16 protein-coding genes are annotated in these 23,712 nt (G+C 71.9%); 3 read left to right on the top strand and 13 right to left on the bottom strand.

What is annotated here, in order from left to right:
- Nucleotides 1-12 precede the first annotated feature (12 nt).
- The 4 genes from ACIBBD_RS19010 to proS all read right to left on the bottom strand — a co-directional run bounded on the left by ACIBBD_RS19010 (nt 13) and on the right by proS (nt 3,559).
- Nucleotides 13-252, bottom strand: coding sequence for an RNA-binding protein (locus ACIBBD_RS19010; protein ID WP_003973401.1), 240 nt, complete (start codon nt 250-252; stop codon nt 13-15).
- 5 nt (nt 253-257) lie between these two features.
- Nucleotides 258-677 (bottom strand): 30S ribosomal protein S16, encoded by a 420-nt coding sequence (gene rpsP / locus ACIBBD_RS19015; RefSeq protein WP_189937321.1) that lies wholly within the window; start codon nt 675-677, stop codon nt 258-260.
- Between the two features lie 609 nt (nt 678-1,286).
- A complete protein-coding gene (locus ACIBBD_RS19020; protein ID WP_399420592.1) occupies nt 1,287-1,883 on the bottom strand; it encodes a hypothetical protein in 597 nt (198 codons plus the stop codon).
- A gap of 260 nt (nt 1,884-2,143) precedes the next feature.
- On the bottom strand, nt 2,144-3,559 hold the full coding sequence (proS, locus tag ACIBBD_RS19025) for a proline--tRNA ligase (RefSeq protein WP_399420593.1): 1,416 nt from the start codon (nt 3,557-3,559) through the stop codon (nt 2,144-2,146).
- A gap of 197 nt (nt 3,560-3,756) precedes the next feature.
- On the opposite strand from proS, the gene ACIBBD_RS19030 reads away from it, so the two are divergent.
- Entirely contained in the window at nt 3,757-4,617 is an 861-nt protein-coding gene (locus ACIBBD_RS19030; protein ID WP_399420594.1) for an SAM-dependent methyltransferase, read from the top strand.
- A gap of 167 nt (nt 4,618-4,784) precedes the next feature.
- Here the strand turns inward: ACIBBD_RS19030 and ftsH are convergent, their stop codons facing one another.
- The 6 genes from ftsH to ACIBBD_RS19060 all read right to left on the bottom strand — a co-directional run bounded on the left by ftsH (nt 4,785) and on the right by ACIBBD_RS19060 (nt 14,581).
- Entirely contained in the window at nt 4,785-6,719 is a 1,935-nt protein-coding gene (ftsH, locus tag ACIBBD_RS19035; RefSeq protein ID WP_399420595.1) for an ATP-dependent zinc metalloprotease FtsH, read from the bottom strand.
- A 94-nt stretch (nt 6,720-6,813) separates the two neighbouring features.
- Nucleotides 6,814-8,376: a signal recognition particle protein gene (gene ffh / locus ACIBBD_RS19040; RefSeq protein ID WP_399420596.1), complete on the bottom strand. Its 1,563-nt coding sequence runs from the start codon at nt 8,374-8,376 to the stop codon at nt 6,814-6,816.
- A gap of 221 nt (nt 8,377-8,597) precedes the next feature.
- A complete protein-coding gene (locus ACIBBD_RS19045) occupies nt 8,598-11,054 on the bottom strand; it encodes a [protein-PII] uridylyltransferase (RefSeq protein WP_399420597.1) in 2,457 nt (818 codons plus the stop codon).
- A 26-nt stretch (nt 11,055-11,080) separates the two neighbouring features.
- Nucleotides 11,081-11,419 carry a P-II family nitrogen regulator gene (locus tag ACIBBD_RS19050; RefSeq protein ID WP_003997576.1) on the bottom strand — a complete coding sequence of 113 codons (339 nt, stop codon included), beginning with the start codon at nt 11,417-11,419 and terminating at the stop codon, nt 11,081-11,083.
- A complete protein-coding gene (locus tag ACIBBD_RS19055; RefSeq protein ID WP_399420598.1) occupies nt 11,416-12,762 on the bottom strand; it encodes an ammonium transporter in 1,347 nt (448 codons plus the stop codon). The genes ACIBBD_RS19050 and ACIBBD_RS19055 overlap by 4 nt, the downstream gene beginning before the upstream one ends.
- Before the next feature lie 325 nt (nt 12,763-13,087).
- Nucleotides 13,088-14,581, bottom strand: a complete 1,494-nt coding sequence (locus tag ACIBBD_RS19060) for a hypothetical protein (protein ID WP_399420599.1) — start codon at nt 14,579-14,581, stop codon at nt 13,088-13,090.
- Between the two features lie 447 nt (nt 14,582-15,028).
- Between ACIBBD_RS19060 and ACIBBD_RS19065 the strand changes: the two genes are divergently transcribed.
- A complete protein-coding gene (locus tag ACIBBD_RS19065) occupies nt 15,029-15,691 on the top strand; it encodes a bifunctional DNA primase/polymerase (protein ID WP_399420600.1) in 663 nt (220 codons plus the stop codon).
- 301 nt (nt 15,692-15,992) lie between these two features.
- Here the strand turns inward: ACIBBD_RS19065 and ftsY are convergent, their stop codons facing one another.
- A complete protein-coding gene (gene ftsY, locus ACIBBD_RS19070; RefSeq protein WP_399420601.1) occupies nt 15,993-17,195 on the bottom strand; it encodes a signal recognition particle-docking protein FtsY in 1,203 nt (400 codons plus the stop codon).
- Between the two features lie 134 nt (nt 17,196-17,329).
- Between ftsY and ACIBBD_RS19075 the strand changes: the two genes are divergently transcribed.
- Entirely contained in the window at nt 17,330-18,301 is a 972-nt protein-coding gene (locus tag ACIBBD_RS19075; RefSeq protein WP_399420602.1) for an LLM class flavin-dependent oxidoreductase, read from the top strand.
- A gap of 79 nt (nt 18,302-18,380) precedes the next feature.
- On the opposite strand, the gene ACIBBD_RS19080 is transcribed toward ACIBBD_RS19075, so the two are convergent.
- On the bottom strand, nt 18,381-19,799 hold the full coding sequence (locus tag ACIBBD_RS19080; protein ID WP_399420603.1) for a sugar porter family MFS transporter: 1,419 nt from the start codon (nt 19,797-19,799) through the stop codon (nt 18,381-18,383).
- 186 nt (nt 19,800-19,985) lie between these two features.
- Nucleotides 19,986-23,645: an AAA family ATPase gene (locus ACIBBD_RS19085; RefSeq protein ID WP_399420604.1), complete on the bottom strand. Its 3,660-nt coding sequence runs from the start codon at nt 23,643-23,645 to the stop codon at nt 19,986-19,988.
- Between the last annotated feature and the right edge of the window lie 67 nt (nt 23,646-23,712).

Raw genomic sequence — 23,712 nt, forward strand, 5'->3', positions numbered from 1 at the left:
TTGCGATAAGCGTCAGCGGACGTGGTCGACGTCGACCAGGTCGACGCGGACACCGCGGCCGCCGATGGCGCCCACGACGGTGCGCAGGGCACGTGCGGTGCGGCCGTTGCGGCCGATCACCTTGCCGAGGTCGTCCGGGTGGACCCGGACCTCGAGCACACGCCCGCGACGCAGGTTGCGCGAGGCGACCTGCACATCGTCAGGGTTGTCGACGATGCCCTTCACGAGGTGCTCAAGCGCCTCCTCGAGCATGCTGCTCAGGCCTCGGTCGACTCGGACTCAGCCGCGGCCTCGTCCTTCTTCTCAGCCTTCTTCTTCTGGGTGATCGCCTCACCCTTGCCCTCGTCGTCGCCACCGAGGGCCTCGAACGACGGGCGCGCCTTCTTCGGCTCGGCGACGAGCAGCGGAGCCGGGGCGGGCTCGCCCTTGAACTTCTGCCAGTCGCCGGTCTTCTTCAGGATGGCGAGCACGGGCTCGGTCGGCTGGGCGCCGACACCGAGCCAGTACGCCACACGCTCGGCGTCGACCTCGATGACCGACGGGTTGTACGTCGGGTGGTACTTGCCGATCTCCTCGATCGCACGGCCGTCACGGCGGGTGCGGGAGTCGGCGACGACGATGCGGTAGTGAGGCGAACGGATCTTGCCCAGACGCTTCAGCTTGATCTTGACTGCCACGGGAGTGGGTTCTCCTGGATTTGACGTGGTTGGGCACGGCGAGCATGCCGCGTGGGGTTGCGGTACCCGAGTGCCCGATGGACGCGTCAGCCGGAGGAGAGAGGGGTCCTGTGCGGCTGTCGAGTACAGCTAGCCATTCTGCCACACCCTGAGGGCCCCTCCGGCCGAGGGTGCGCGCGGACGTGCCCGGCCGGACACAGGGCACGACGGCGACACCCGCGGGGCACCACGAAGCGTCCCCGGGCGGACCGCCGCGGCGCCGCACCGCGGGGCCCCGAGCGCCCTCGGCGGTGGCGCCGCACCGCGGGGCCCGAACACCCGCGCTCTCGGCGGCGGCCGCGGCACAGCAAGGTCCACAGCCCCGCGGCCATGGCGCAGCACAACGCCCCTCGCCCGTCATCCGGCACCACGCCCCCACCCGCGGCATGCTGCCCGTCACCTGCCTCAGCGCCCCCGCACGCGCGCGTGACGGGCGCGGGTTCCCCGCGCCCGTCACGCGCGGCGTCCCGGCGGGCCGTACCCGGTGCTGAACCGGCAGCCACGAGATGCCGGTGCACAGTCGGATGGCCGTGTCGGGTGGTGGTGCCGGGCGGCCGTGCCGGGTGGTCCTTACGCCGCGCCCATGACGTCCGGGATCCGGAACGGCTTGCCGCAGCCCCCGCACACGATCGGGGCCTGGGCCAGGACCGACGGCACGACCCGGACGTTGCGTCCGCAGTCGCAGACCGCCTTGACGCGGACGCCGCCGCCGGAGGAGCCGTGGCGGGCGGCCGGGCCGCGGAAGGCGCGGGTGGTGTCGGAGGAGGTGGCGGCCATGTGGGCCTTGAGGGCCCGCTGGAGCCGCTCGATCGTGGGACGGTAGCGGCGCTTGGCCTCGGGGTTGAGCGTGACCAGCGAGAAACCGCTGCTGGGATGCGGTTCCTCGGGGTGGTCCAGGCCCAGCTCCTCGGCGATCGCGAGGAATCTGCGGTTGTGGTAGCGGCCGGCGCGGGAGGTGTCGCGGACGCCGCGGGCTGCGGCGATCCCGTGGACTGCCTCATGGAGCAGTCGCTCGAAGGAGAGCTCGTGACCGCAGGCGGACGACGACTCCCCGATCAGGGACTCTGGCGCGGCAAGGTCCGGCAGCTCGGGGTGGTACCGCTGAATGTCGGCCCACGCCTGTGCCAGCTCTGCGGCGAGAACAGGTGGTGTCTGTGTCGTGCTCACGTAATGACAACGAGCGGGGGTGCCCCTGTGTTCCTATTCCGGGGCATCCCAAATAATTTGCACGTACCCGTCAGTTGCCGCTGATGCGTCCTGACGAGGGCGGGTGCGCTGATCTGCGGAGAAGCCTCACAGCTCATCCCAAGGTGGTGCGTAGTTCGCCGTACGGCCCGGCGCGTAGACGGTGTCCGCGCGCCGGGGTACGCATGTTCCGCAGGGGCGCAAGAGGCGTTTCGGTCGCTCTTGTGGCGGAGGGCGCCGTCTCAGTAAGCGCGCGCGACGATCGCGACGTTACCGGGCGCCTCGCCGTCCTCCGGCACCGACCCGTCCTCGGCGACCAGACACCGTACGGTCACCGCGTGGTCGGCCAGCTTGGCCTCGCCCTCCTCGCCGAGGGTCGCCCAGGGGATGCGCGCCCAGCCGCCGGCGGTGGCCGCCTCCACGGCCTCCTCGATCGTGGACACGTCCGTCGTACGGGACTCGCGGCGCTCGCGGGACTGCCGCAGCAGCAGCGCCTGGTCCTGCTCGAGGACCGTGGGGAGCAGCGAGACCAGGGACTCCAGGGCCACCGGCTCCTTGCCGCCCGGGATCCGCCGGGCCAGCATCGCGGTGCCGTTCTCCAGGTCCCGGGGCCCGACCTCGATCCGTACGGGCACGCCCTTGAGCTCCCAGTCGACGGCCCGGCGCCCGAAGGGCGTGTCCGTGCGGTCGTCGACATGGACACGGACACCGGCCGCCCTCAGCCGGTCGCCGATCTCGCGGACCTTGGCCAGAACCGCTTCGTCGCCCTTGATCGCGAGGACGACGGCCTGGGTCTGCGCCAGACGCGGCGGGACGCGCAACCCGTGGTCGTCGCCGTGCATCATCACCAGGGCGCCGATCATGCGGGTGGTCGATCCCCAGGAGGTCTGCCAGACCAGCTCCTGCGTGCCGTCCTCCGACAGGTAGGAGGTGTTGAAGGCCTTGGCGAAGTTCTGTCCCAGCTCTTGGCTGGTGGCCATCTGCAGGGCCTTGCCGTCGCCCATCATGCCTTCGAGCGTGAGGGTGTTGATGGCACCCGCGAACCGCTCCTTGACGGTCTTGCGGCCGGGGACCACGTCCATCGCGAGCACGTTCACCATGAAGTCCTCGTAGACCTGGCGGTGGATGTGCGACGCGAAGGCGCGGGCGTCCTCGTACGTGGCGTGAGCGGTGTGGCCCTCCTGCCACAGGAACTCGGTCGTACGCAGGAAGAGGCGGGGTCGCAGTTCCCAACGGACCACGTTCGCCCACTGGTTGATCAGCAGGGGCAGGTCGCGGTAGCTCTGCACCCACTTCGAGAAGTAGTCGTTGATGATCATCTCGGAGGTGGGGCGGACGACCGCCGGCTCCTCCAGCTCCTTGCCGCCGCCGTGCGTGACCACCGCCAGCTCGGGCGCGAAGCCCTCGACGTGGTCGGCCTCGCGCGTGAGGTACGACTGCGGGATCAGCAGGGGGAAGTACGCGTTCTGGGTGCCCGTCTCCTTGATGCGGGCGTCCATCTCCGCCTGCATCCGCTCCCACAGCCCGTACCCGTACGGCCGGATCACCATGGTGCCGCGCACCGGACCGTTGTCGGCCAGCTCGGCCTTGGTGATCAGATCCTGGTACCAGCGCGGGAAGTCGTCCGCCCGCGGCGTGAGAACGGGTGCCTTAGCCATGGCGCGATGGTACGGCCCCAGGTTGCCGGGATGTGAAATCTCGCCACACGCGCAGGTTGTCCTCAAGCAGGGCTTCTCAACCCCTGGACGCGGGGTCGAGTGGGGAGTTACCTGACATACGGGGGAGTGCGGGCGCACTGACGGGGGCCACCTGAACGAGCACAGCGGCAACTCTCGGCGGATTGGGGCGCTTTTTCATGACACCTACGCTCGTGCGGCAGCACCCGCCTCAGGCCGGGCCGGCGACGGCCCGCGCGGATCTGGGTGCACGCGCGCGTGACTGGTCCGAAATCCAGGAGCGGATGCTGGTCCCGCTCTATGAGGCCGTCTACGAGCGACTGGAAGTGGGCCCGGGCACAAGGCTGTTGGGCCTCGGCTGCGGCTCCGGGCTGGCTCTGCTGATGGCGGCTTCCAGAGGCGCCGCCCTGACGGGGGTCGAGGCCTCCTCCGCCGAGCGGCTGGCCCTCGCCCGCCAGCGGCTGATGCCTGAGGGCTCGGGCGCACACGCGCGTGCGGACACCCGGCTCGTCGAGGGCTCGCCCGAGGACGCGGCCGACGCGAGGATCCCCGCGTACAACCTGGTGACCGCCTTCGAGCCGATCGGCTGCCTCGCGGGCGACGCGGAAGGCCTCGGCGAGCTGCTGGCGGCCGCCACGCCGCTGGCCGAGCGGGGCACGCCCGTGGTGCTCGTCGGCTGGGGTCCGCCGGAGCGCTGCGCCACGTCCTCCGTGCTGCGGGTCGCCACCAAGCTGGCCGATCCCCTGCGCGCCGGCGGGAGTTGGCGCCCGGCCCTGCGCGACGACCTGGAGGAGGTCGCCCAGCGGGCCGGTCTGAAGCCGGACGGATCCGGGCGCGTGGCCTGCCCGTTCGGGTACGCGGGCGTGGACAGTGCCCTCAAGGGCCTGCTGTCCACGGGCCTGTTCGACGCGGCGATCTCCGCGACGGACCAGGCGCAGGTGGACAAGGAGGTGACCGAGGCACTGCACCCGTACCGGCGCGAGGACGGCACGGTCTGGATGCCGAACGTGTTCCGGTACCTGATCGCGCGCACGGTCTAGCGGTCCTGACCCACCGGACGAGGCCGTGCCCGGACGGTCCGGGCACCCTGCTCGCCCGTACGGTCCGGGCACCCTGCTCGCTGGACGGTCCGGGCACCCTCCTCCCCCGTACGGTCCGGACACCCCCGTCGCCTGGACGGTCCTGGCACCCTCATCGCGTGCACGGCCTAGGCGTCGTCCTTGGTCAGGCGCGCGATGCCCGCGATGCGGTACGCGTCCGCCTCCTCCAGCGTCTCGTTCTCCAGCAGGGCCTGGGCGAGGGCGTCCAGCTGGGCGCGGTGGTCGTGGAGTTTGCGGGAGGCCTCCTCGTAGCACTCGTCGACGATGCGGCGCATCTCGCTGTCGATGGCGTCGAGGGTCTGCGGGGCGGCCGCGAGCCCGTACGCCTGCTGGGCGTCGCTCGGGAGGGCGGAGAGGCGACCGATGCGCTCGCTCATGCCCCAGCGGGCCACCATGCCGCGCGCGATGGCGGTGACCTGTTCGAGGTCGCTCTCCGCGCCCGTGGTGACGACCCCGTAGACCACCTGCTCCGCCGCCATGCCGCCGAGGGCTCCGATGATGCGGCCGCGCAGGTACTCCTCCGAGTGCGCGTACCGCTCCACCTCGGGGGTCGACATGGTGACCCCCAGCGCCCGGCCGCGCGGCACGATGGTGATCTTGCGGACGGGGTCGGCGCCGGGCTGGAGCATGCCGAGAAGGGCGTGTCCGCTCTCGTGGTAGGCGGTCCGGCGGCGGTCGTCCTCCGGCATGACGAGGGTGCGTTCGGCGCCCAGCTGCACCTTCTCCAGCGCTTCGGACAGGTCGGCCCGAGTGACCTGGTTCTGTTTGCGTTTGACGGCGAACAGAGCGGCCTCGTTGGCGAGATTGGCCAGATCCGCACCCGTCATGCCCGGCGTCACCCGGGCCAGATGGGCCAGGTCCACGTCCGGGGCGAGCGGTATCTGCCGGGTGTGGATCCGCAGGATCGCCTCGCGTCCGCCCCGGTCCGGCGGGGAGACGTTGACCACCCGGTCGAAGCGGCCGGGCCGGGTCAGCGCGGGGTCCAGGATGTCGGCGCGGTTCGTGGCCGCTATGACGATCACGCCCTCCGTCCCGGAGAAGCCGTCCATCTCCGTGAGGATCTGGTTCAGGGTCTGCTCGCGCTCGTCGTGGCCGCTGACCGAGGCGCCGCCGCCGCGGACGCGTCCGATGGTGTCGATCTCGTCGATGAAGATGATCGACGGCGCCACCTTGCGTGCCTCGGCGAACAGCTCCCGGACGCGGGACGCGCCGACGCCCACGATCATCTCGATGAACTCGGACGCGGAGGCGGAGAAGAAGGGCACGCCCGCCTCGCCGGCCACCGCGCGCGCCAGCAGCGTCTTGCCGGTGCCGGGCGATCCGGCGAGCAGCACTCCGCGGGGCATCTTGGCGCCCATCCTGCGGTAGGCGTCGGGGTGTTCGAGGAAGTCGACGACGTCGTCCAGCTCGCCCTTGACCTCGTCGATGCCGGCGACGTCGGCGAAGGTCGTGCGCTGTCTGCCCGGCTGGAGCTCGACCGGCCTGGGCGGCGCCTTGCGGCCGAGGACGCCGCCCGCGCCACCGAGGCCCGTGCCGGCCCGGCGGACGAAGAAGATCCACACGGCGACCAGGACCACGATCGGGATCAGGGAGATCAGCAGGTTGGACAGCAGGCCGCGCTGCTGGACGACCGGCTCGGCGGTCACCGTCACGTTCCGGCTGCTGAGGCTCTGCCAGAGGTCGTCGTCCGCGAAGGCGGGGCGCTGCGTCGTGAACTTGGTGTACTCACCATCGCCGTCCGGTGCGGCCCGGGCGTCCTTGAGCTCACCCTGGATGGCGTCGCCCTTGGAGTAGATCTTCGCGACGTTGCCGTCGTCGACCTGTCTGCTGAACTCGGTGTACGAGATCGTCGGCTCGTCGCCCCCGCCGAAGTAGTGCAGGCCCAGGTAGGCGAGGAGGAAGACGATCACCGCGGTGACGATCAGGCCCCACCAGCGGCCGCGTATCCTCCTGCCGCCGGACCGTCGTGGCGCCTCGTCCGGGGTTCCTTCGGTGCGCCACGGCTGCTCAGGGGCCTTGCGTGGTGGCGCCGCATTGCTCATATCTGGACGTTACGACACATACCGGTCACCGGCACGCGCTGAGGGCGCCTTCCCGGTGGAAAGGCGCCCTCGACGGACCGTGACCGCGGCGCGGTCAGCCCATGAACTTCTTGAACTCGTCGGGCAGCTCGAAGTCCTGGCCGGGCTGCTGGCCCGGCAGGCCGAAGGCGCCGCCGGGAGCACCGCCCTGGGCGGCGGCCGCGCGGCGGGCGGCCTCCTCCTGCTCCTGCTGCTTGCGCTTCATCGGGTTGCCGGAGCGCTGCTTGCCCTTGGCCTTCTTCGGCTGCTTCTTGGCGCGGCCGGGACCGCCGCCCATGCCCGGCATCCCCGGCATGCCCGGCATGCCGCCGCCCTGGGCCATGCGGGACATCATCTTGCGGGCCTCGAAGAACCGCTCGACCAGGCCCTTCACCGCGCTGACCTCGACACCGGAACCCTTGGCGATACGGGCGCGGCGCGAGCCGTTGATGATGGTCGGGTCCTGGCGCTCGGCCGGGGTCATCGACTTGATGATGGCGGCCGTGCGGTCGACGTCGCGCTCGTCGAGGTTGTTGATCTGGTCCTTGATCTGGCCCATGCCCGGCAGCATGCCGAGCAGCTTGGAGATCGACCCCATCTTCCTGACCTGTTCCATCTGGGACAGGAAGTCGTCCAGGGTGAAGTCCTGGCCCTTCTTGGACGCCAGCTTGGAGGCCATCTTCTCGGCCTCTTCCTGGCTGAACGTCTTCTCCGCCTGCTCGATCAGGGTGAGCAGGTCACCCATGTCGAGGATGCGGGAGGCCATCCGGTCAGGGTGGAAGGCGTCGAAGTCGTCGAGCTTCTCGCCGTTCGACGCGAACATGATCGGCTTGCCGGTGATCTGGCGGATCGACAGGGCCGCACCACCGCGGGCGTCACCGTCGAGCTTGGACAGCACCACGCCGTCGAAGCCGACGCCGTCCCGGAAGGCCTCGGCGGTGTTGACCGCGTCCTGACCGATCATCGCGTCGACGACGAAGAGGATCTCGTCGGGCGAGACGGCGTCGCGGATGTCCGCGGCCTGCTGCATCAGCTCGGCGTCGATGCCGAGACGGCCGGCGGTGTCCACGATGACGATGTCGTGGACCTTGGACTTCGCGAAGTCGATGGAGTCCTTGGCGACCTGGACCGGGTCACCGACGCCGTTGCCCGGCTGCGGCGCGTAGACGGCCACGCCGGCGCGCTCGGCGACGACGCTGAGCTGGTTGACGGCGTTGGGGCGCTGGAGGTCGGCGGCGACGAGCAGCGGCGAGTGGCCCTGCTCCTTCAGCCAGCGGCCGAGCTTGCCCGCGAGGGTGGTCTTACCGGCACCCTGCAGACCGGCCAGCATGATCACGGTCGGCGGCTGCTTGGCGAAACGCAGGCGCCGGGTCTCGCCGCCCAGGATCGTGACGAGTTCGTCGTTGACGATCTTCAGGACCTGCTGGGCCGGGTTCAGCGCCTTGGAGACCTCGGCGCCGAGGGCGCGCTCCTTGACGTTCTTGATGAAGGTCCGCACGACCGGCAGGGCGACGTCCGCCTCGAGGAGGGCGATGCGGATCTCGCGCGCGGTGGCGTCGATGTCCGCCTCGCTCAAACGCCCCTTGCCGCGCAGATTCTTGAAGGTCGCTGAGAGGCGGTCGGAGAGAGTATCGAACACGGCGGCGTCGGTCCTCGGGGTCGGGGGCGGTATGAGCGTCTTCCAGGGTATCCGGCCGAGCAAGACATTCGTCCCCGCCTGCTGGATTCAGCGGGCGGGCCACGACGAAACCCCGCGTCGGCGCGAGCACGCGGCCTCGCCGGACCCCCCCCCGTCGCCACCGGCGGGCCATCCCCGCGAGCGCGGGGAAACCCGGGTCGAGGCGTGACATGACCGCGAGGTCACCCCCGCAGCGTCTCCTCCAGCTTCTGCGCCACCGAAGCGGCCTCGTCGGCCGGCAGGGGCGTGCCCTCCGTTCCGGTGACGTAGAAGGCGTCGACGGCGTTGGCGCCCAGCGTGCTGACATGTGCGCTGCGCACCCGCACCCCGGCGTCCTCCAGCGCCCGGCCGATCCGGAACAGCAGTCCCGGCGCGTCCTGGGCGCGGACCTCGATCACCGTGGCCAGGCGGGAGGCCGCCGAGGCCACCGTGACGCGCGGCGGGGGCGCGACCACACCCCGGCGGCGGGGGTAGGCCGCGTCGCGTTCCGCGAGCCGGCCCGCGATGTCCAGGGAGCCCTCCAGGGCGCGGACGAGGTCGGCGCGGAGCCGGGCGGCCTGGGGCAGCGAGCCGTACTCCGCCGCGACCCGCCAGTCCAGGAGCAGCACGGAGCCCTCGACGCCGGAGGGCAGGTCCAGGGCCCGCAGCTCGGCGGTGCGGACGGTCAGCCGGTGCAGGGCGAGGACGCCGGCGACCGCGGGCAGCACGCCCGCCTGGTCGCTCACGGCGATGAGGAGTTCCACACCGAGCGGCTCCGGGTCGCCGGACGGCTGCACCGCGGCCGGGTCGGCCGGCGGTTCGGTCTGCGCGCGCAGCGCCAGCACCGGGCTGCCCGTGGCGACCGCCTCGATCGCGAGCCGCTCCTGCTCGGCGGTGGCCGCGGCCTCCTCGGGCTCCTCGGGGGCATCCCCGGCGAGCACCGCCGAGACCCGCTTGACCAGGTCGGCGACGAGCGAGCCGCGCCAGGACGACCAGGCGGCCGGGCCGGTGGCCAGGGCGTCCGCCTCGGTCAGGGCGTGCAGCAGCTCCAGAGTGCCCTGCGAGCCGACCGCCTCGGCGACCGACCGGACGGTGGCCGGGTCCTCCAGGTCACGCCGGGTGGCCGTCTCGATGAGCAGCAGGTGGTGGCGGACGAGGGTGGACAGGACGGCGACGTCCGCGCGGTCGAAGCCGATGCGGGCGGCCACGTCCTTGGCGATGATCTCGCCGGCCACGGAGTGGTCGCCGGGCCAGCCCTTGCCGATGTCGTGCAGCAGCGCGGCGACCAGGAGGAGGTCGGGACGGCTGACGCGGCGGGTGAACTCGGAGGCGCGCACCGCGGTCTCGATGAGGTGCCGGTCGACGGTCCAGATGTGCACGGCGTTGCGCTGCGGCCGGCAGCGCACCCGTTCCCAGTCGGGCAGCAGCCGGGTGATCAGCCCTTCGGCCTCCAGCGCCTCCCAGACCTCGATGGTGGGCTGGCCCGAGCCCAGCAGGGTGACCAGCTGTTCGCGGGCCTCGGCGGGCCAGGGCGTGGGCAGGGGGCGCACGGTGGCCGCGAGGCGCCGTACGGCGTGCAGGGAGAGCGGGAGGCCGGCCTGCGCGGCGGCGGCCGCGGCGCGCAGCGGCAGCACGGGGTCGCGGTCGGGGCGCGCGGCGCGGGCGAGCACCACCTCGCCGTCCTGCTCCACCACCCCTTCCGCCAGCGGGGAGCGCTCGGCGACGGGCTTCCCGCCGCCGAGCATGGCGCGCAGCCGCGGGCGTACGGCGCGCGACCTGAGCACCCGCCCCACTTCACGCCAGGTGACGTCACTGGCGTACGAGATGACCCGGGCGGCCTCGTAGACCTGGCGCAGGAGGGTGTCCGCGTCCAGCAGGCCCAGCTCGGCCGCGACCTGGTCCTGCTCCTGGAGGGCGAGGCGGTCGGTCGCGCGGCCGGTCGTCAGGTGCAGGGCGTCGCGGACGTCGAGGAGCCGGCGGCGGGCGTCGTCGAGGCCCTCGCGCGGGGCGTCGGCGAGCCAGGATGCGGCGACGGCGCGCAGGGCGGTGGCGTCGCGCAGACCGCCGCGGGCCTCCTTGAGGTCGGGCTCCAGCAGGTACTGCAGCTCCCCCTGGCGTTCGGCGCGCTCGGCGCACAGTTCCTGGAGTTCGGGAAGGCGCTTGGGTGCCTGGTTGCGCCAGTCGGCCAGCACCGCCGTCCGCAGTCCCGCCGTCAGCCCCAGGTCGCCCGCGATATGGCGGGCGTCCAGCAGGCCGAGCTGGACCTTGAGATCCTCCCCGGCCGTCTTGCGGGCCTCCGCCGGGGTGCGCACGGAGTGGTCGAGGGCCAGGCCGAGGTCCCACACCGGGTACCAGAGGCGGTCGGCGAGGGCGGCGACCGCCTTGGGGTCGTCGCCGTCGTGCAGCAGGAGCAGGTCGAGGTCGCTGCGCGGGGAGAGTTCGCCGCGGCCGTAGCCGCCGACGGCGACCAGGGACACGCCCCGCACTTCCCCGGCGCCCGCGGCGAACAGGCCGGACAGCCAGTCGTCGGTCAGCTCGGCGAGGGCGGCACGGCGCGGCGGCCCGGACCGCGCCCCCTCGGTGAGGAGGCGCAGCCGGGCCGCCGCGTAGCCGCTGGGTCCCGAGTCCTCTGCATCCTTGCGCACGTCCGTACTCGTCACCCAGCGACTCCTGTTCTGTTCTGCGGTCAGAGCGCGTCCGGGCCGCGCTCGCCGGTGCGGACCCGTACGGCGGTCTCGACCGGGAGGGACCAGACCTTGCCGTCACCGATCTTGCCGGTGCGGGCCGCCTTGACGATGACGTCGATCAACTGCTCGGCGTCGTCGTCCTCGGCCAGCACCTCGATGCGGATCTTGGGGACCAGGTCGACGGTGTACTCGGCACCGCGGTAGACCTCGGTGTGTCCCCGCTGACGACCGTAACCGCTGGCCTCGGTGACCGTCAGGCCGTGGACGCCGAATGCCTGGAGGGCTTCCTTGATCTCGTCGAGCCGGTGCGGCTTCACGACGGCGGTGATGAGCTTCATGCGTCCACCTTCTTGCTCGCAGTGTCGGCGACCGGGGCCGGGAGGGCGGTGGTGCGGGCGGCACCGCCGCCGGCACCACTGAAGTCGTACGCGGTCTCGGCGTGCTCGGCCTGGTCGATGCCGGCCACCTCCTCGTCCTCGGAGACCCGCATACCGATGGTCTTGTCGAGGATGAAGGCGAGGATCGCGGAGACGATCAGCGAGTAGGCGAGGACCGCGAAGACACCGGCGCACTGCTTCCAGAACTGGGTCAGGCCGCCGCCGTAGAAGAGGCCCGCGACCTCGGACTGGCCCTTGCCGGTGGCGAAAAAGCCGATGAGCAGGGAGCCGACGACACCGCCGACCAGGTGAACACCGATCACGTCGAGGGAGTCGTCGTAGCCGAGCTTGTACTTCAGGCCGACGGCCATGGCGCACAGCAGACCGGCGATGGCGCCGACGGCGATCGCGCCGAGCGGGGAGACCGCGCCACCCGCGGGGGTGATGGCGACCAGACCGGCGACCGCGCCGGATGCGGCGCCCAGCGTGGTGAACGCGCCGTGGCGGAGCTTCTCGTAGACGAGCCAGGCCAGCATGGCGGCGGCGGTGGCGACCTGCGTGTTGACGAACATCAGCGCGCCGACGCCGTCGTCGTTGCCGAGCCACGAGCCGGCGTTGAAGCCGAACCAGCCGAACCAGAGCAGACCCGCGCCGAGCATGACCAGCGGCAGGCTGTGCGGGCGCATCGGGTCCTTCTTGAAGCCGACGCGCTTGCCGATGACCAGGATCACACCGAGGGCCGCGGCGCCGGCGTTGATGTGCACCGCCGTACCACCGGCGAAGTCGATCACGCCGAGTTCGAAGGCCCAGCCGCCGGCGCCCCAGACCCAGTGCGCGACCGGGAAGTAGACGACCGTGGCCCACAGGGTGATGAACAGCGCCCAGGCGCTGAACTTCACGCGGTCCGCGAGAGCACCGCTGATCAGGGCGGGCGTGATGATCGCGAACATCAGCTGGAAGACCAGGAACACGAAGATCGGGATGGTGTAGCCGTCCCACAGCTCGGTCAGGCCGATGTTGCTGAGGCCGACCCAGTCGGAGTTCCACCCGATGAGGCTGCCGGAGTCCGTACCGAAGGCGAGGGAGAAGCCGTACAACACCCACAGGATGGTGACGATCCCGAGGCTGATGAAGCTCATCATCAGCATGTTGAGGGTGCTCTTGACGCGGACCATGCCTCCGTAGAAGAAGGCCAGGCCCGGGGTCATGAGCATCACCAGGGCAGAGCAAATGAGCATGAAGCCTGTGTTGGCGGACGACAGCGTGGGTGCGTCCGCCGCAAGCGTGATGGCGGCTGATGCCATCGGCGTCTCCTCGTCATGAGTACGGCCCCGTGCGGGCGAAGCCAGAGCGGATTGAGGGGTGGGCCGGTTATGCGCCATGAGATTGGCGCAGCGCGGTTTCGGTGGAGGCCCCTCGTTGTTTCGCGGCCGTGACGAAGGCGCTGTGCGTGTTACGCGTCGATGAACTGGCGGATACCGCCCGCCTCGATCGTTATCGTGGCGCAACCTTCACCTGGGGGAAGGAAACCGGCCGCGGTCGGCCTTCCGATGACCTGGCTGGGGGAGCCGAGTCGGGCAGTTCGGGAGGGCCGGCCGCGGCCGGGGCTCAGGGGATCTCCGCCGGGGATCAGACCGCTTCCGCGGTCTCCGGCAGCTCGATGGCGAGCCGGTCGGTGAGGTCGACGACCTCGCTGAGGTCCCCGAAATCGCGTACGGCGGTGTCGACGGTCTTTCGGATACGAGTGTTGACGCGTTCGGAGCGGACCTTCTTCGCTTCCTTCATGGCCTGCGCGGCGAGGACCGCGCTCTGCTCGGGCTCACGGCGCAGCAGGTGGACGGTGGCCATGCCGATCAGGTTCAGCACGTACGACCGCTGGTGGTCGCAGTCCTCGGCGAACAGGTCCACCGCCTTCTGCATCAGCGGCTCGGCCAGGGAGGCGTACGTGGGGCTGCGGCCGGCCACGTAGGCCAGGTCGCGGTAGGAGTGGGAGTTCTCGCCGTAGAGCTCGGCCTCGGAGAAGAAGCGGATCCAGTCGGGGTCGGGCTCGTCCCACTCCTGCGCGTCGGCGAAGGTGTCCTCGGCCATCCGGACCGCCCGCTTGCACCGGCCGGGCTGGCCCATGTTGGCGTAGGCGCGGGCCTCCATCGCATACAGCATGGACTGGGTGCGCGGGCTCGCGCAGTCGCGGCTGCCGTACTGCGCGAGGTGGATCAGCTCCAGGGCGTCCTCGGGCCGTCCGAGGTGGATCATCTGGCGGCTCATGCTGGAGAGGATGTACGAGCCCAGCGGCCGGTCCCCGGCCTCCTTGGCGGCGTGCAGGGCGAGGACGAAGTACTTCTGCGCGGTCGGCTGGAGCCCCACGTCGTACGACATCCAGCCGGCCAGCTCGGCCAGCTCGGCGGCGACCTTGAAGAGCTTGCGCGCGGTGGCCTCGGGCTGGGGCTCCTGGAGGAGGTCCGTCACCTCGTGCAGCTGGCCGACGACCGCCTTGCGGCGCAGACCGCCGCCGCACTGGGCGTCCCACTGCCGGAACATCACGGTGGTGGACTCCAGCAGCTCCAGCTCGGGCCGGGAGAGACGGCCGCGGGCGCGGCTGGTCGGGACGGACGCCGCGTCCTCCTGCGGGGACGGCGGCGAGGGGACGAGCCAGCGCTGCATGGGCTCGATGAGGGACGGGCCCGCGGACAGGGCCAGCGAGGTTCCGAGGAAGCCGCGCCGCGCCAGCATGAGGTCGCTGCGCGAGAACTCGCTGAGCAGAGCCACTGTCTGCGGGCCCGTCCAGGGCAGGTCCACGCCGGTCGCGGCGGGCGTCTGCCGCGCGGTGCGCAGACCGAGGTCCTCGACGGAGACGACACAGCCGAACCGCTCGGAGAACAGCTCGGACAGGATCCTGGGGATGGGTTCGCGGGGGTTCTCGCCGTCCAGCCAGCGGCGCACGCGCGAGGTGTCCGTGGAGATGTGGTTGGCGCCCAGCTGGCGGGCGCGGCGGTTGACCTGGCGGGCCAGCTCCCCCTTGGACCAGCCGCTGCGCACGAACCAGGAGGTGAGCAGCTCGTTGGGGCGCTTGTCGGCGTGCGCGGCGCTCCCGGCACCCGTCCCGCTTCCGTCGTTGCCGCTCACTGGAACGCCCCCATCCCTGAGACCACTTGTCGCTTGAGTGCGCCAAGCCTTATCAGAATGCCGGTAAATACCGCCCGCCGTCCGAGGGTTGTCACCCTTCGAACGGAAAGCCGACTTGCCTCCGGCATACCCACAGGTGCATGTGCCCCGGGCCTCGCACACTCAAAGTAATCCTTCCGTCACGCGTCCGGCCACGGCGTTTGCGGAATCGCCACCATTCGCCACCCCTTCGAATGAACTCACGATGACCCGCACGCGATTCACTTGACACAGGACGGCGGGGAGTGGGCGGAGCGTTGCACCCAGGGGCGCGCACGGCCGGCCACACCACCCGCGTCGCTTCCAGGCGCCGCCTGAATCCCGTGGCACAGGGAAGGCGACAGTACGGAGAGTCACGACTTGCGTCCGCTACGTAACCATCGGTGCGTCGGACCCGTTGGAGGGGGCATGGGCTTCACGATCGGCGGCATTCGCGAGATCCGCTCCGGCGCGCGCAGGCGAGGTCGCTCCTCCGAGTGCACCGCCGTCGCCGAGTTCACCGGCCTGTGGGGCTGGGACGTGGTACCGGGCGCGCGGGCGGCGGCGGGCGCCTGCTCGTGCGGCCGCGGCGACTGCCACGCGCCGGGCGCGCATCCCCTGGAGTTCGCGCCGCGGATCCCGGCCGGCGCCACGCTCGACGACGTGACCAGGACCTGGACGGAGTTCCCGGGGGCGGCGGTGATGCTGCCGGTGGGGCGCGCCTTCGACGTGATCGAGGTGGCCGAGCCGGCCGGACGCCGCGCCCTGGTCCGGCTGGAACGCATGGGGCTCCCGCTCGGTCCGGTGACCGCCACCCCCGAGGGCCGCGCCCAGTTCCTCGTCGCCCCAGGAGCCGCCGCCGACCTCGACGACCTGCTCTACCGCATGGGCTGGGACGACCCGGCCTCCCTCGATCTGCGCGGCCTCGGCGCCGGTACGGCCATCACGGCGCCGCCCTCCGACCGGGGCGGCCTCGGCCCGGTGCGCTGGCTGCGCCCACCCGCCCTGGACTCGGCGACGCAGCCGCCGGAGGCCCGGCTCGTGCTCGGCACGCTGGCGTACGTGGCCCACCGGTCGCGCGCGTCGTACTGATCCGTACGCTCCGCCGCAGACGCGCCAGTCAGACGGCGGCCGACGTACGCACCCGCCGCACGACCGTTCCGCACGGACCGCCGCGTACGCCCTCCCGCACGGACCGCCGCGCGACGTACGCACCCACCCGCGCGACCGCGACCGACGCCGGACAGACCGCCGCACGGCCTGCACACCCGTCCGCACGGCGCCGTACGGCCCCCGCACGCCGTACGGACCCACCCCCAGGGCGAAGCGCCCGCCCCCGACTGCGCCTGGGGGCGGGCGCTTCTCGTCGCCTACCGTCGTGGGTAAGTGGGGGTCACTCCCCGATGAGGGCGTCAACGAACGCCTCCGGCTCGAACGGCGCCAGGTCGTCCGCGCCCTCGCCCAGACCGATCAGCTTGACCGGTACGCCCAGCTCGCGCTGGACCGCGACGACGATGCCGCCCTTGGCCGTGCCGTCGAGCTTGGTCAGCACGATGCCGGTGATGTCGACGACCTCGGCGAAGACCCGGGCCTGGACGAGGCCGTTCTGCCCGGTGGTGGCGTCGAGGACGAGCAGCACCTCGTCGAGCGGGGCGTGCTTCTCGACGACCCGCTTGACCTTGCCGAGCTCGTCCATGAGACCGGTCTTGGTGTGCAGCCGGCCGGCGGTGTCGATGAGGACCACGTCGATCCCCATCTCCTTGCCCTCCTTGACCGCGTCGAAGGCCACGGAGGCGGGGTCGCCGGCCTCCGGCCCGCGCACGGTGTGGGCGCCGACGCGCTCGCCCCAGGTCTGGAGCTGGTCGGCGGCGGCGGCGCGGAAGGTGTCGGCCGCGCCGAGGACGACGGTCCGCCCGTCGGCCACGAGCACGCGGGCGAGCTTGCCGGTGGTGGTGGTCTTGCCGGTGCCGTTGACGCCGACGACCATCACGATGCCGGGCTTGCGGTCCGCGGGCTCGGTCTTCACGGTGCGGTCGAACTCGGTGCCGACCAGCTTGAGCAGCTCCTCGCGCAGCAGGCCGCGCAGCTCCTCGGGGGTGCGGGTGCCGAGCACCTTCACGCGCTCACGCAGCCGTTCGACCAGCTCCTGGGTGGGCTGGACACCGACGTCGGCGGTGAGGAGGGTGTCCTCGATCTCCTCCCAGGTGTCCTCGTCGAGGTGCTCGCGCGAGAGCAGCGTGAGCAGCCCCTTGCCGAGGGCGTTCTGGGAGCGGGAGAGACGGGCGCGCAGGCGGACGAGCCGCCCCGCGGTGGGCTCCGGGATCTCGATCCCGGGAGCCTCGACAACGGGAGGTTCCTCGACGGCGGTGGGAGCGCCACCGCCCGGGAGGTCCACCTCCTCGATCGTGCGGCGCGGTTCGTCGCGCGGCGTCTCGGCCTCGTCGCCGACGTGCGGCTCGGTCGGAGGCGCGGTGATGTCGGGCGCGGTGGGGGGCGGCGGGGGCAGCGACTTCTTCCGCCGGCTGCCGACGACGAGCCCGCCGAGCGCCGCGAGCACGACCACGGCGATGACTACAGCAAGGATGACGGTTTCCATAACGCGTCCAGTATGCGTGACCCCTCCCCGCCGGAGCGGGTGCCCGCGCGTCCGAACGGGGGCGTGCCCCACCCCTGGTTATCTGATGATCCGTCAGCTACTCTCCCCCGCCCACACCGGAAGGGGGGCCTGACGTGCCCGTCACCGTCGTCCGCTTCAACCTCGTCGCCCCCGGCGCCTCCCCCGCCGAGCTCGGCATCCGCTACCGGGCCGCCCTGGAGATGGCCGCGTACGCCGACGAGCAGGGGATCTCCACCGTCCAGACGGAGGAACACCACGGCGCCGAGAACAACTGGCTGCCCTCGCCGTTCGCCTTCGCGGGCGCCGTCCTGGGGGCCACCCGGCGCCTGACGGTCACGGTCTCGGCGGTGATCGGCCCGCTGCACGACCCCCTGCGGCTGGCCGAGGACATCGCCGTGCTCGACCTGCTCGGCGGCGGACGCCTGGTCACCGTCGCCGGAATCGGCTACCGGCCGGAGGAGTACGCCCGGGCGGGCGTGGCCTGGGAGCGGCGCGGCCGGCTCCAGGACGAACTCCTGGAGACCCTGCTGAAGGCCTGGACCGGCGAGGAGTTCGCGTACCGGGGCCGTACGGTACGGGTCACGCCGCGCCCGTGCACCGAGCCGCACCCGCTGCTGCTGGTGGGCGGTTCCTCCCGGGCCGCCGCCCGCCGGGCCGCCCGGCTCGGCCTGCCCTTCTTCCCCAGCGCGCACCTGCCGGAACTGGAGGCCCACTACAAGGAGCGGCTGGTGGAGTACGGCACCGAGGGCTGGGTCCTGATGCCGCCCGCCGAGACCCCGCTGCTGCACCTCGCCGAGGACCCGGACCGGGCGTGGGCCGAGTACGGCCACCATTTCCTGCACGAGGCCCGCACCTACGCCTCCTGGCAGGCGGCCGGCGTCCGCTCGGCGGTGCGCTCGGCGGCGGCGACCGTGGCGGAGCTGCGCGCCGAGGGCGTGTACCGGATCGTCACGCCGCGGGAGTGCCTGGCGCAGGGCCTCGACACCCTCGTCCTGCATCCGCTGGCCGGCGGGATGCCGGTGGAGGAGGGGTGGCGGAGTCTGCGGCTGTTCTGCGAAGGCGTACTGCCCCGGCTCGACGAGTGAGCCGGGGCAGTACGCCTCACGGATACGGGGAGAGGGGCAGCGGGGACTTGGCCCTTCCCCCCGAGTCTCGGGCGACGGGTTACCCCATCTCCTCCAGCGCCTTGCCCTTCGTCTCCTTGACGTACTTGAGGACGAACGGGATGGAGAGCGCCGCGAAGACCGTGTAGATCACGTAGGTCACGGAGAGGTTCCAGTCGGCCAGCGACGGGAAGCTCGCGGTGATGGCCCAGTTGGCGATCCACTGCGCGGAGGCGGCCACGCCGAGGGCGGCGGCACGGATCCGGTTCGGGAACATCTCGCCGAGCATGACCCAGACGACCACACCCCACGACAGGGCGAAGAACAGGACGAACACGTGGGCGGCGATCAGGGCGATCCAGCCCTGGGTCTCCGGGAGCTTGCCGTCGACCAGGTCGAAGGAGAACGCCCAGGCCTCCAGCGCGAGGCCGATCACCATGCCGACCGAGCCGATGATCGCGAGCGGCCGGCGGCCGATGCGGTCCACGAAGATCATCGCGATGACGGTGCCGACGATGTTGATGATCGACGTCGTGAACGAGTAGAAGAACGAGTCGGCCGGGTCCACGCCGACGGACTGCCACAGCGTCGAGGAGTAGTAGAACGCGACGTTGATGCCGACGAACTGCTGGAAGACCGACAGGCCGATGCCGACCCAGACGATCGGCTTGAAGAAGAAGGAGCCGCCGAGCAGGTCCTTGAAGGTCGACTTGTGCTCGCTCTTCATGCCGAGCTCGATCTCGGCGACCCGGGCGTCGAGGTCGATGTCCTTGCCCTCGACCTCGGCGAGGATCTCACGGGCCCGCTCGTGCTTGCCGACGGAGATCAGGAAGCGCGGGGACTCGGGGATCGCGAAGGAGAGCAGCCCGTAGAGGACGGCCGGGATCACCATGACGCCGAGCATGACCTGCCAGGCCTCCAGGCCCATCAGCTCACCGCGCTGGTCGCCGTCGGCGGCGTTCAGCAGACCCCAGTTGACCAGCTGCGACACCGCGATGCCGACGACGATCGCGGCCTGCTGGAAGGAGCCCAGGCGGCCGCGGTAGGCGGGCGGGGCGACCTCGGCGATGTAGGCGGGGCCGATGACCGAGGCCATGCCGATGGCGAAGCCGCCGACGACACGCCAGAAGGCGAGGTCCCACAGCGAGAAGGGGAGCGCCGAGCCGACGGCGCTGACCGTGAAGAGGACGGCGGCGATCTGCATGCACCGGATGCGGCCGATGCGGTCGGCTATGCGGCCGGCGGTCGCGGCGCCGACGGCACAGCCGATCAGGGCGATGGCGATGACCTGGGCGAGGGCCGCCGAGCCGATGTCGTAGCGGTCGCGGATGGCCTCGACGGCGCCGTTGATCACGGAGCTGTCGTAGCCGAAGAGGAAGCCGCCCATCGCGGCCGCCGCTGCGATGAAGATGACGTGCCCGAGATGATCGGGATGAGCCGTCCTGGCTCCTGACTTGGGTGCCTGCGCTGTGCTGGTCACGTGTTCTCCTCGGGCCATCGGCAACGCCGCCGACGTGGATCTGCCCTTCGAGGTAGGCGATACCTGAAGGTAAAAACAACGTTGCCGAGACTATGCCTTCAAGTTTCGAAGTCAATAGGTCATCGTGTGTGAGAAAAGAGGCACACGTAAGGGGCGTGTGTTCAAGCTTTGAAGGAGCGAAGCCGACTAGCGGAGCCGCTGCGAGATCACCTTCGACACCCCGTCGCCCTGCATGGAGACGCCGTAGAGCGCGTCGGCGACCTCCATCGTGCGCTTCTGGTGCGTGATCACGATCAGCTGCGATGACTCCTGCAGCTCCTGCATGATGCGGATCAGCCGCTGCAGGTTGGTGTCGTCGAGAGCGGCCTCGACCTCGTCCATGACGTAGAACGGGCTGGGCCGCGCCTTGAAGATCGAGACCAGCATCGCGACGGCGGTCAGCGACCGCTCGCCACCGGAGAGCAGCGACAGCCGCTTGACCTTCTTGCCGGGCGGCCGGGCCTCGACGTCGACACCCGTGGTGAGCATGTTGTCGGGGTCGGTCAGGATCAGCCGTCCCTCCCCTCCGGGGAACAGCCGGCTGAACACGCCCTCGAACTCACGGGCGGTGTCCCGGAACGCCTCGGTGAAGACCTGCTCGACGCGCTCGTCGACCTCCTTCACCACCTGGAGCAGGTCGGCGCGGGTCTTCTTCAGGTCCTCCAGCTGCTCGCTGAGGAACTTGTGGCGCTCCTCCAGCGCGGCGAACTCCTCCAGAGCGAGCGGGTTCACCTTGCCGAGCTGCTGGTAGGCGCGTTCCGCCGCCTTGAGTCGCTTCTCCTGCTCGGCCCTTGCGAAGGGCCTGGGCTGGTTGCGCGGATGCTCGGGGTCCTCCGGCAGCTGTTCGCCCTCGGCGGGGGGCGAGGGGGGCACCAGTTGGTGCGGTCCGTACTCGGACACCAGCCCCGCCGGTTCGACACCCAGTTCCTCCAGCGCCTTGGTCTCCAGCTGCTCGATCCGCAGCCGTTTCTCGGCGCCGAGTACCTCGCCCCGGTGGACTGAATCCGTCAACTTGTCGAGTTCGGCCTTGAGATCGCGCCCGGCGGTGCGGGCGGCGGCCAGCTCCTGCTCGCGCCGGGCCTTCGCGGCCTCGGCGGCGACGCGTTCGGCGTCGGCCCGCCGCAACGACACCTCGACGTGCGCGAGCAGCTGACGCGCGCCGGAGGCGACGGCCCCCGCGACGGCCGCCTCGTGCCGCAGCCGGGCCCGTCGCTGCTCGGCACGCGCGCGTGCCTCGCGTTCCGCCCGCGCGGCCCGGTCCAGCGAGTCGGCCCGCCCGGCCAGTCCCTTGACCCGCTCCTCGTGCGTACGGACCTGCAGCCGCGCCTCCATCTCGGTCTGCCGCGCGTTGGCGCCGTCGGCGGCGAGCCGGTCGCGCACGGAGGTGTCGGGCTCCTCCTCGACCGGCATCTCCTCGGCGACGGCCAGCCGCTCGGCCAGCTCCTCGGCCTCCTGGACGGCCTTGTCGAGCGCCTCCTGCGCCCGGGCGGCCGCGGCGGCGGACCGCTCGGCCTCCCCGGCGGCGCCGCGGGCCTGTCCGGCGAGCCGTCCGAGCTGCTGCGCGACGGCCGACTTCTCCCGCTCGGCGGCCCGCCGCCGCTCCCCCAGCTCCTCGACGAGCCCGGCGCACTCCCCGCGCCGCTCCCCCGCCGCCCGCTGCTCCTCGGCCAGCTCCTCGCACCGCACCGCCAGCTCCTCCAGCTCGGCGGCGGCCTCGTCGACGGACGCCTGCACCTCGAGCAGACTGGGCGCCCCGGCGGACCCGCCGTGCGCGAAGTGCGCCCCCAGCAGGTCGCCCTCGGCGGTCACGGCGGTGAGATCGGGCCGGGCGCGGACGAGATCCTCGGCGTCCTCCAGGGTCCCGACGACGACGATCCCGCGCAGCAGCCGCCGCACGGACGGCATGAGCTCGGCGGGCGCACGGACGAGGTCGGCGGCGAAGAGGGCACGGCCGGCGGGGCGGTGGGCGACGGCGCCGTCCGGCGCATCCGCGGGCAGGGACCGGTGGGCGACGGCGTGATCGTCCCCTGTCGTGCCCCCGCCCGGTGTCCGGCCGTCGTGCGCTCCGGCGGGGACCGGTTCCTCCGGAGCCCCGGCCAGCAGCAGGGACGCCCGGCCCGCGTCCTGCTTGCGCAGCAGGCGGATGGCGTCGGCGGCCGCGGACGGCGTGGTCACGGCGAGGGCGTCGGCGGCGGCGCCGAAAGCGGCGGCGAGGGGGACCTCGTAGCCGGGGGTGAGGGTGAGGAGCTCCGCGGCCGGGCCGAGCAGGCCGGTGAGACGATCCCGCGCGCCGAGCAGGGCGCCCGTTCCGTCCTTGCGCCGCAGGCCCGTCGCGAGGGCCTCGTGGCGGGCCTGGGTCGCGGCGCGCCTGCGTTCGGCGGCGGTGGCCGCCTCGCGGGCCGCGGTCAGCGCGGCCTCCGCCTCGGTGAGCTGCCGCTTCGCCGCCTCGTGCCGCTCTGCCAGTTCCGCGTCGCCCGCGTCGAGGCCGTCGACCTCCGCCTTCAGGGCCCCGTACTCCTCCTGCGCGGCGACGGCCCGTTCCTGGGCCTCGTCCCGGGCGGCGGCCAGCCGGTCGATCTCGGCCTGGGCGGAGGCGGCGCGCGAGCGGGCCGCGTTGACCTGACCGTGGAGCCGGGCGAGACCCTCGCGGCGGTCGGCGATGGCGCGGGCGACGTCCTTCAGGCGCCGTTCCTCGACGGCCAGCTCCCGTTCGAGGTCGGCACGGTGGGCGACGGTGTCGTCGAGGGCCCGCTGAGCCGCCTCCAGAGCGGCCTCCAGTTCGGCCTCCTGCTCACGGACGCGGGCGGCCTCGCCCTCCATGTCCTCGGGGTCGCGGCCGCGCCGCTCCTCGGGGGGCGCGGAGGTGGCGCTCTTCACGCGCGCGTCGGCCAGCGAGATCGTGCCGCGGACGCGCTCGGCGAGCTGGGACAGCTCGTACCAGGTCTGCTGGGCGCGCTGGAGCCGGGGCGTGAGCTGCCGGACCTCGTCCTCCAGGAGCGTCTCCCGCTGGAGGGCCTTCCTCAGCTCCTGCTCGGCCGCCTCCTTGCGCTCCTTCAGCGCGGCCTCGTCGGCGACCTCGGCCTGGAGGGCCTCCCGCAGCCGTACGAGATCGTCGGCCAGGAGTCTCAGGCGGGCGTCGCGCAGGTCGGCCTGGATGACCGCGGCCCGTCGCGCGACCGCCGCCTGCCGGCCCAGCGGCTTCAGCTGGCGGCGCAGCTCGTCCGTCAGGTCCTGCACGCGCGCGAGGTTGGCCTGCATCGCGTCCAGTTTCCTGAGCGCCTTCTCCTTGCGCTTGCGGTGCTTGAGGACGCCCGCGGCCTCCTCGATGAAGGCGCGGCGGCCCATCGGGTCGGCGTGCAAGACGGAGTCGAGCTGGCCCTGGCCGACGATGACGTGCATCTCGCGGCCGATGCCGGAGTCGCTCAGCAGGTCCTGGATGTCCAGCAGACGGCAGGTGTCGCCGTTGATCTGGTACTCGCTGCCGCCGTTGCGGAACATGATCCGCGTGATGGTGACCTCGGCGTACTCGATGGGCAGGGCGCCGTCGGAGTTGTCGATGGTCAGGGACACCTCGGCGCGGCCCAGCGGGGGGCGGCCGGTGGTGCCGGCGAAGATGACGTCCTCCATCTTGCCGCCGCGCAGCGACTTGGCGCCCTGCTCGCCCATGACCCAGCTGAGCGCGTCCACGACATTGGACTTGCCCGATCCGTTCGGCCCGACGACACAGGTGATGCCCGGCTCGAACCGGAGTGTGGTGGCCGAGGCGAACGACTTGAACCCACGGAGGGTCAGGGCCTTGAGGTGCACGGCGCTGGACTCTACCTCTCAGGTATGTCTCACTCCATGAACCCGCGGTTTCACCCCTGAACGCGCA

It is taken from the genome of Streptomyces sp. NPDC051315 (assembly GCF_044455165.1).
Lineage (GTDB): Bacteria > Actinomycetota > Actinomycetes > Streptomycetales > Streptomycetaceae > Streptomyces.

What these genes read in the sequence shown, in the direction of transcription:
- ACIBBD_RS19010 (WP_003973401.1), bottom strand. Translation starts at nt 252, where the DNA reads ATGCTCGAGGAGGCGCTTGAGCACCTCGTGAAGGGCATCGTCGACAAC.
- proS (WP_399420593.1), bottom strand. Translation starts at nt 3,559, where the DNA reads ATGGCTAAGGCACCCGTTCTCACGCCGCGGGCGGACGACTTCCCGCGC.
- ACIBBD_RS19030 (WP_399420594.1), top strand. Translation starts at nt 3,757, where the DNA reads ATGACACCTACGCTCGTGCGGCAGCACCCGCCTCAGGCCGGGCCGGCG.
- ftsH (WP_399420595.1), bottom strand. Translation starts at nt 6,719, where the DNA reads ATGAGCAATGCGGCGCCACCACGCAAGGCCCCTGAGCAGCCGTGGCGC.
- ACIBBD_RS19050 (WP_003997576.1), bottom strand. Translation starts at nt 11,419, where the DNA reads ATGAAGCTCATCACCGCCGTCGTGAAGCCGCACCGGCTCGACGAGATC.
- ACIBBD_RS19055 (WP_399420598.1), bottom strand. Translation starts at nt 12,762, where the DNA reads ATGGCATCAGCCGCCATCACGCTTGCGGCGGACGCACCCACGCTGTCG.
- ACIBBD_RS19065 (WP_399420600.1), top strand. Translation starts at nt 15,029, where the DNA reads ATGGGCTTCACGATCGGCGGCATTCGCGAGATCCGCTCCGGCGCGCGC.
- ftsY (WP_399420601.1), bottom strand. Translation starts at nt 17,195, where the DNA reads ATGGAAACCGTCATCCTTGCTGTAGTCATCGCCGTGGTCGTGCTCGCG.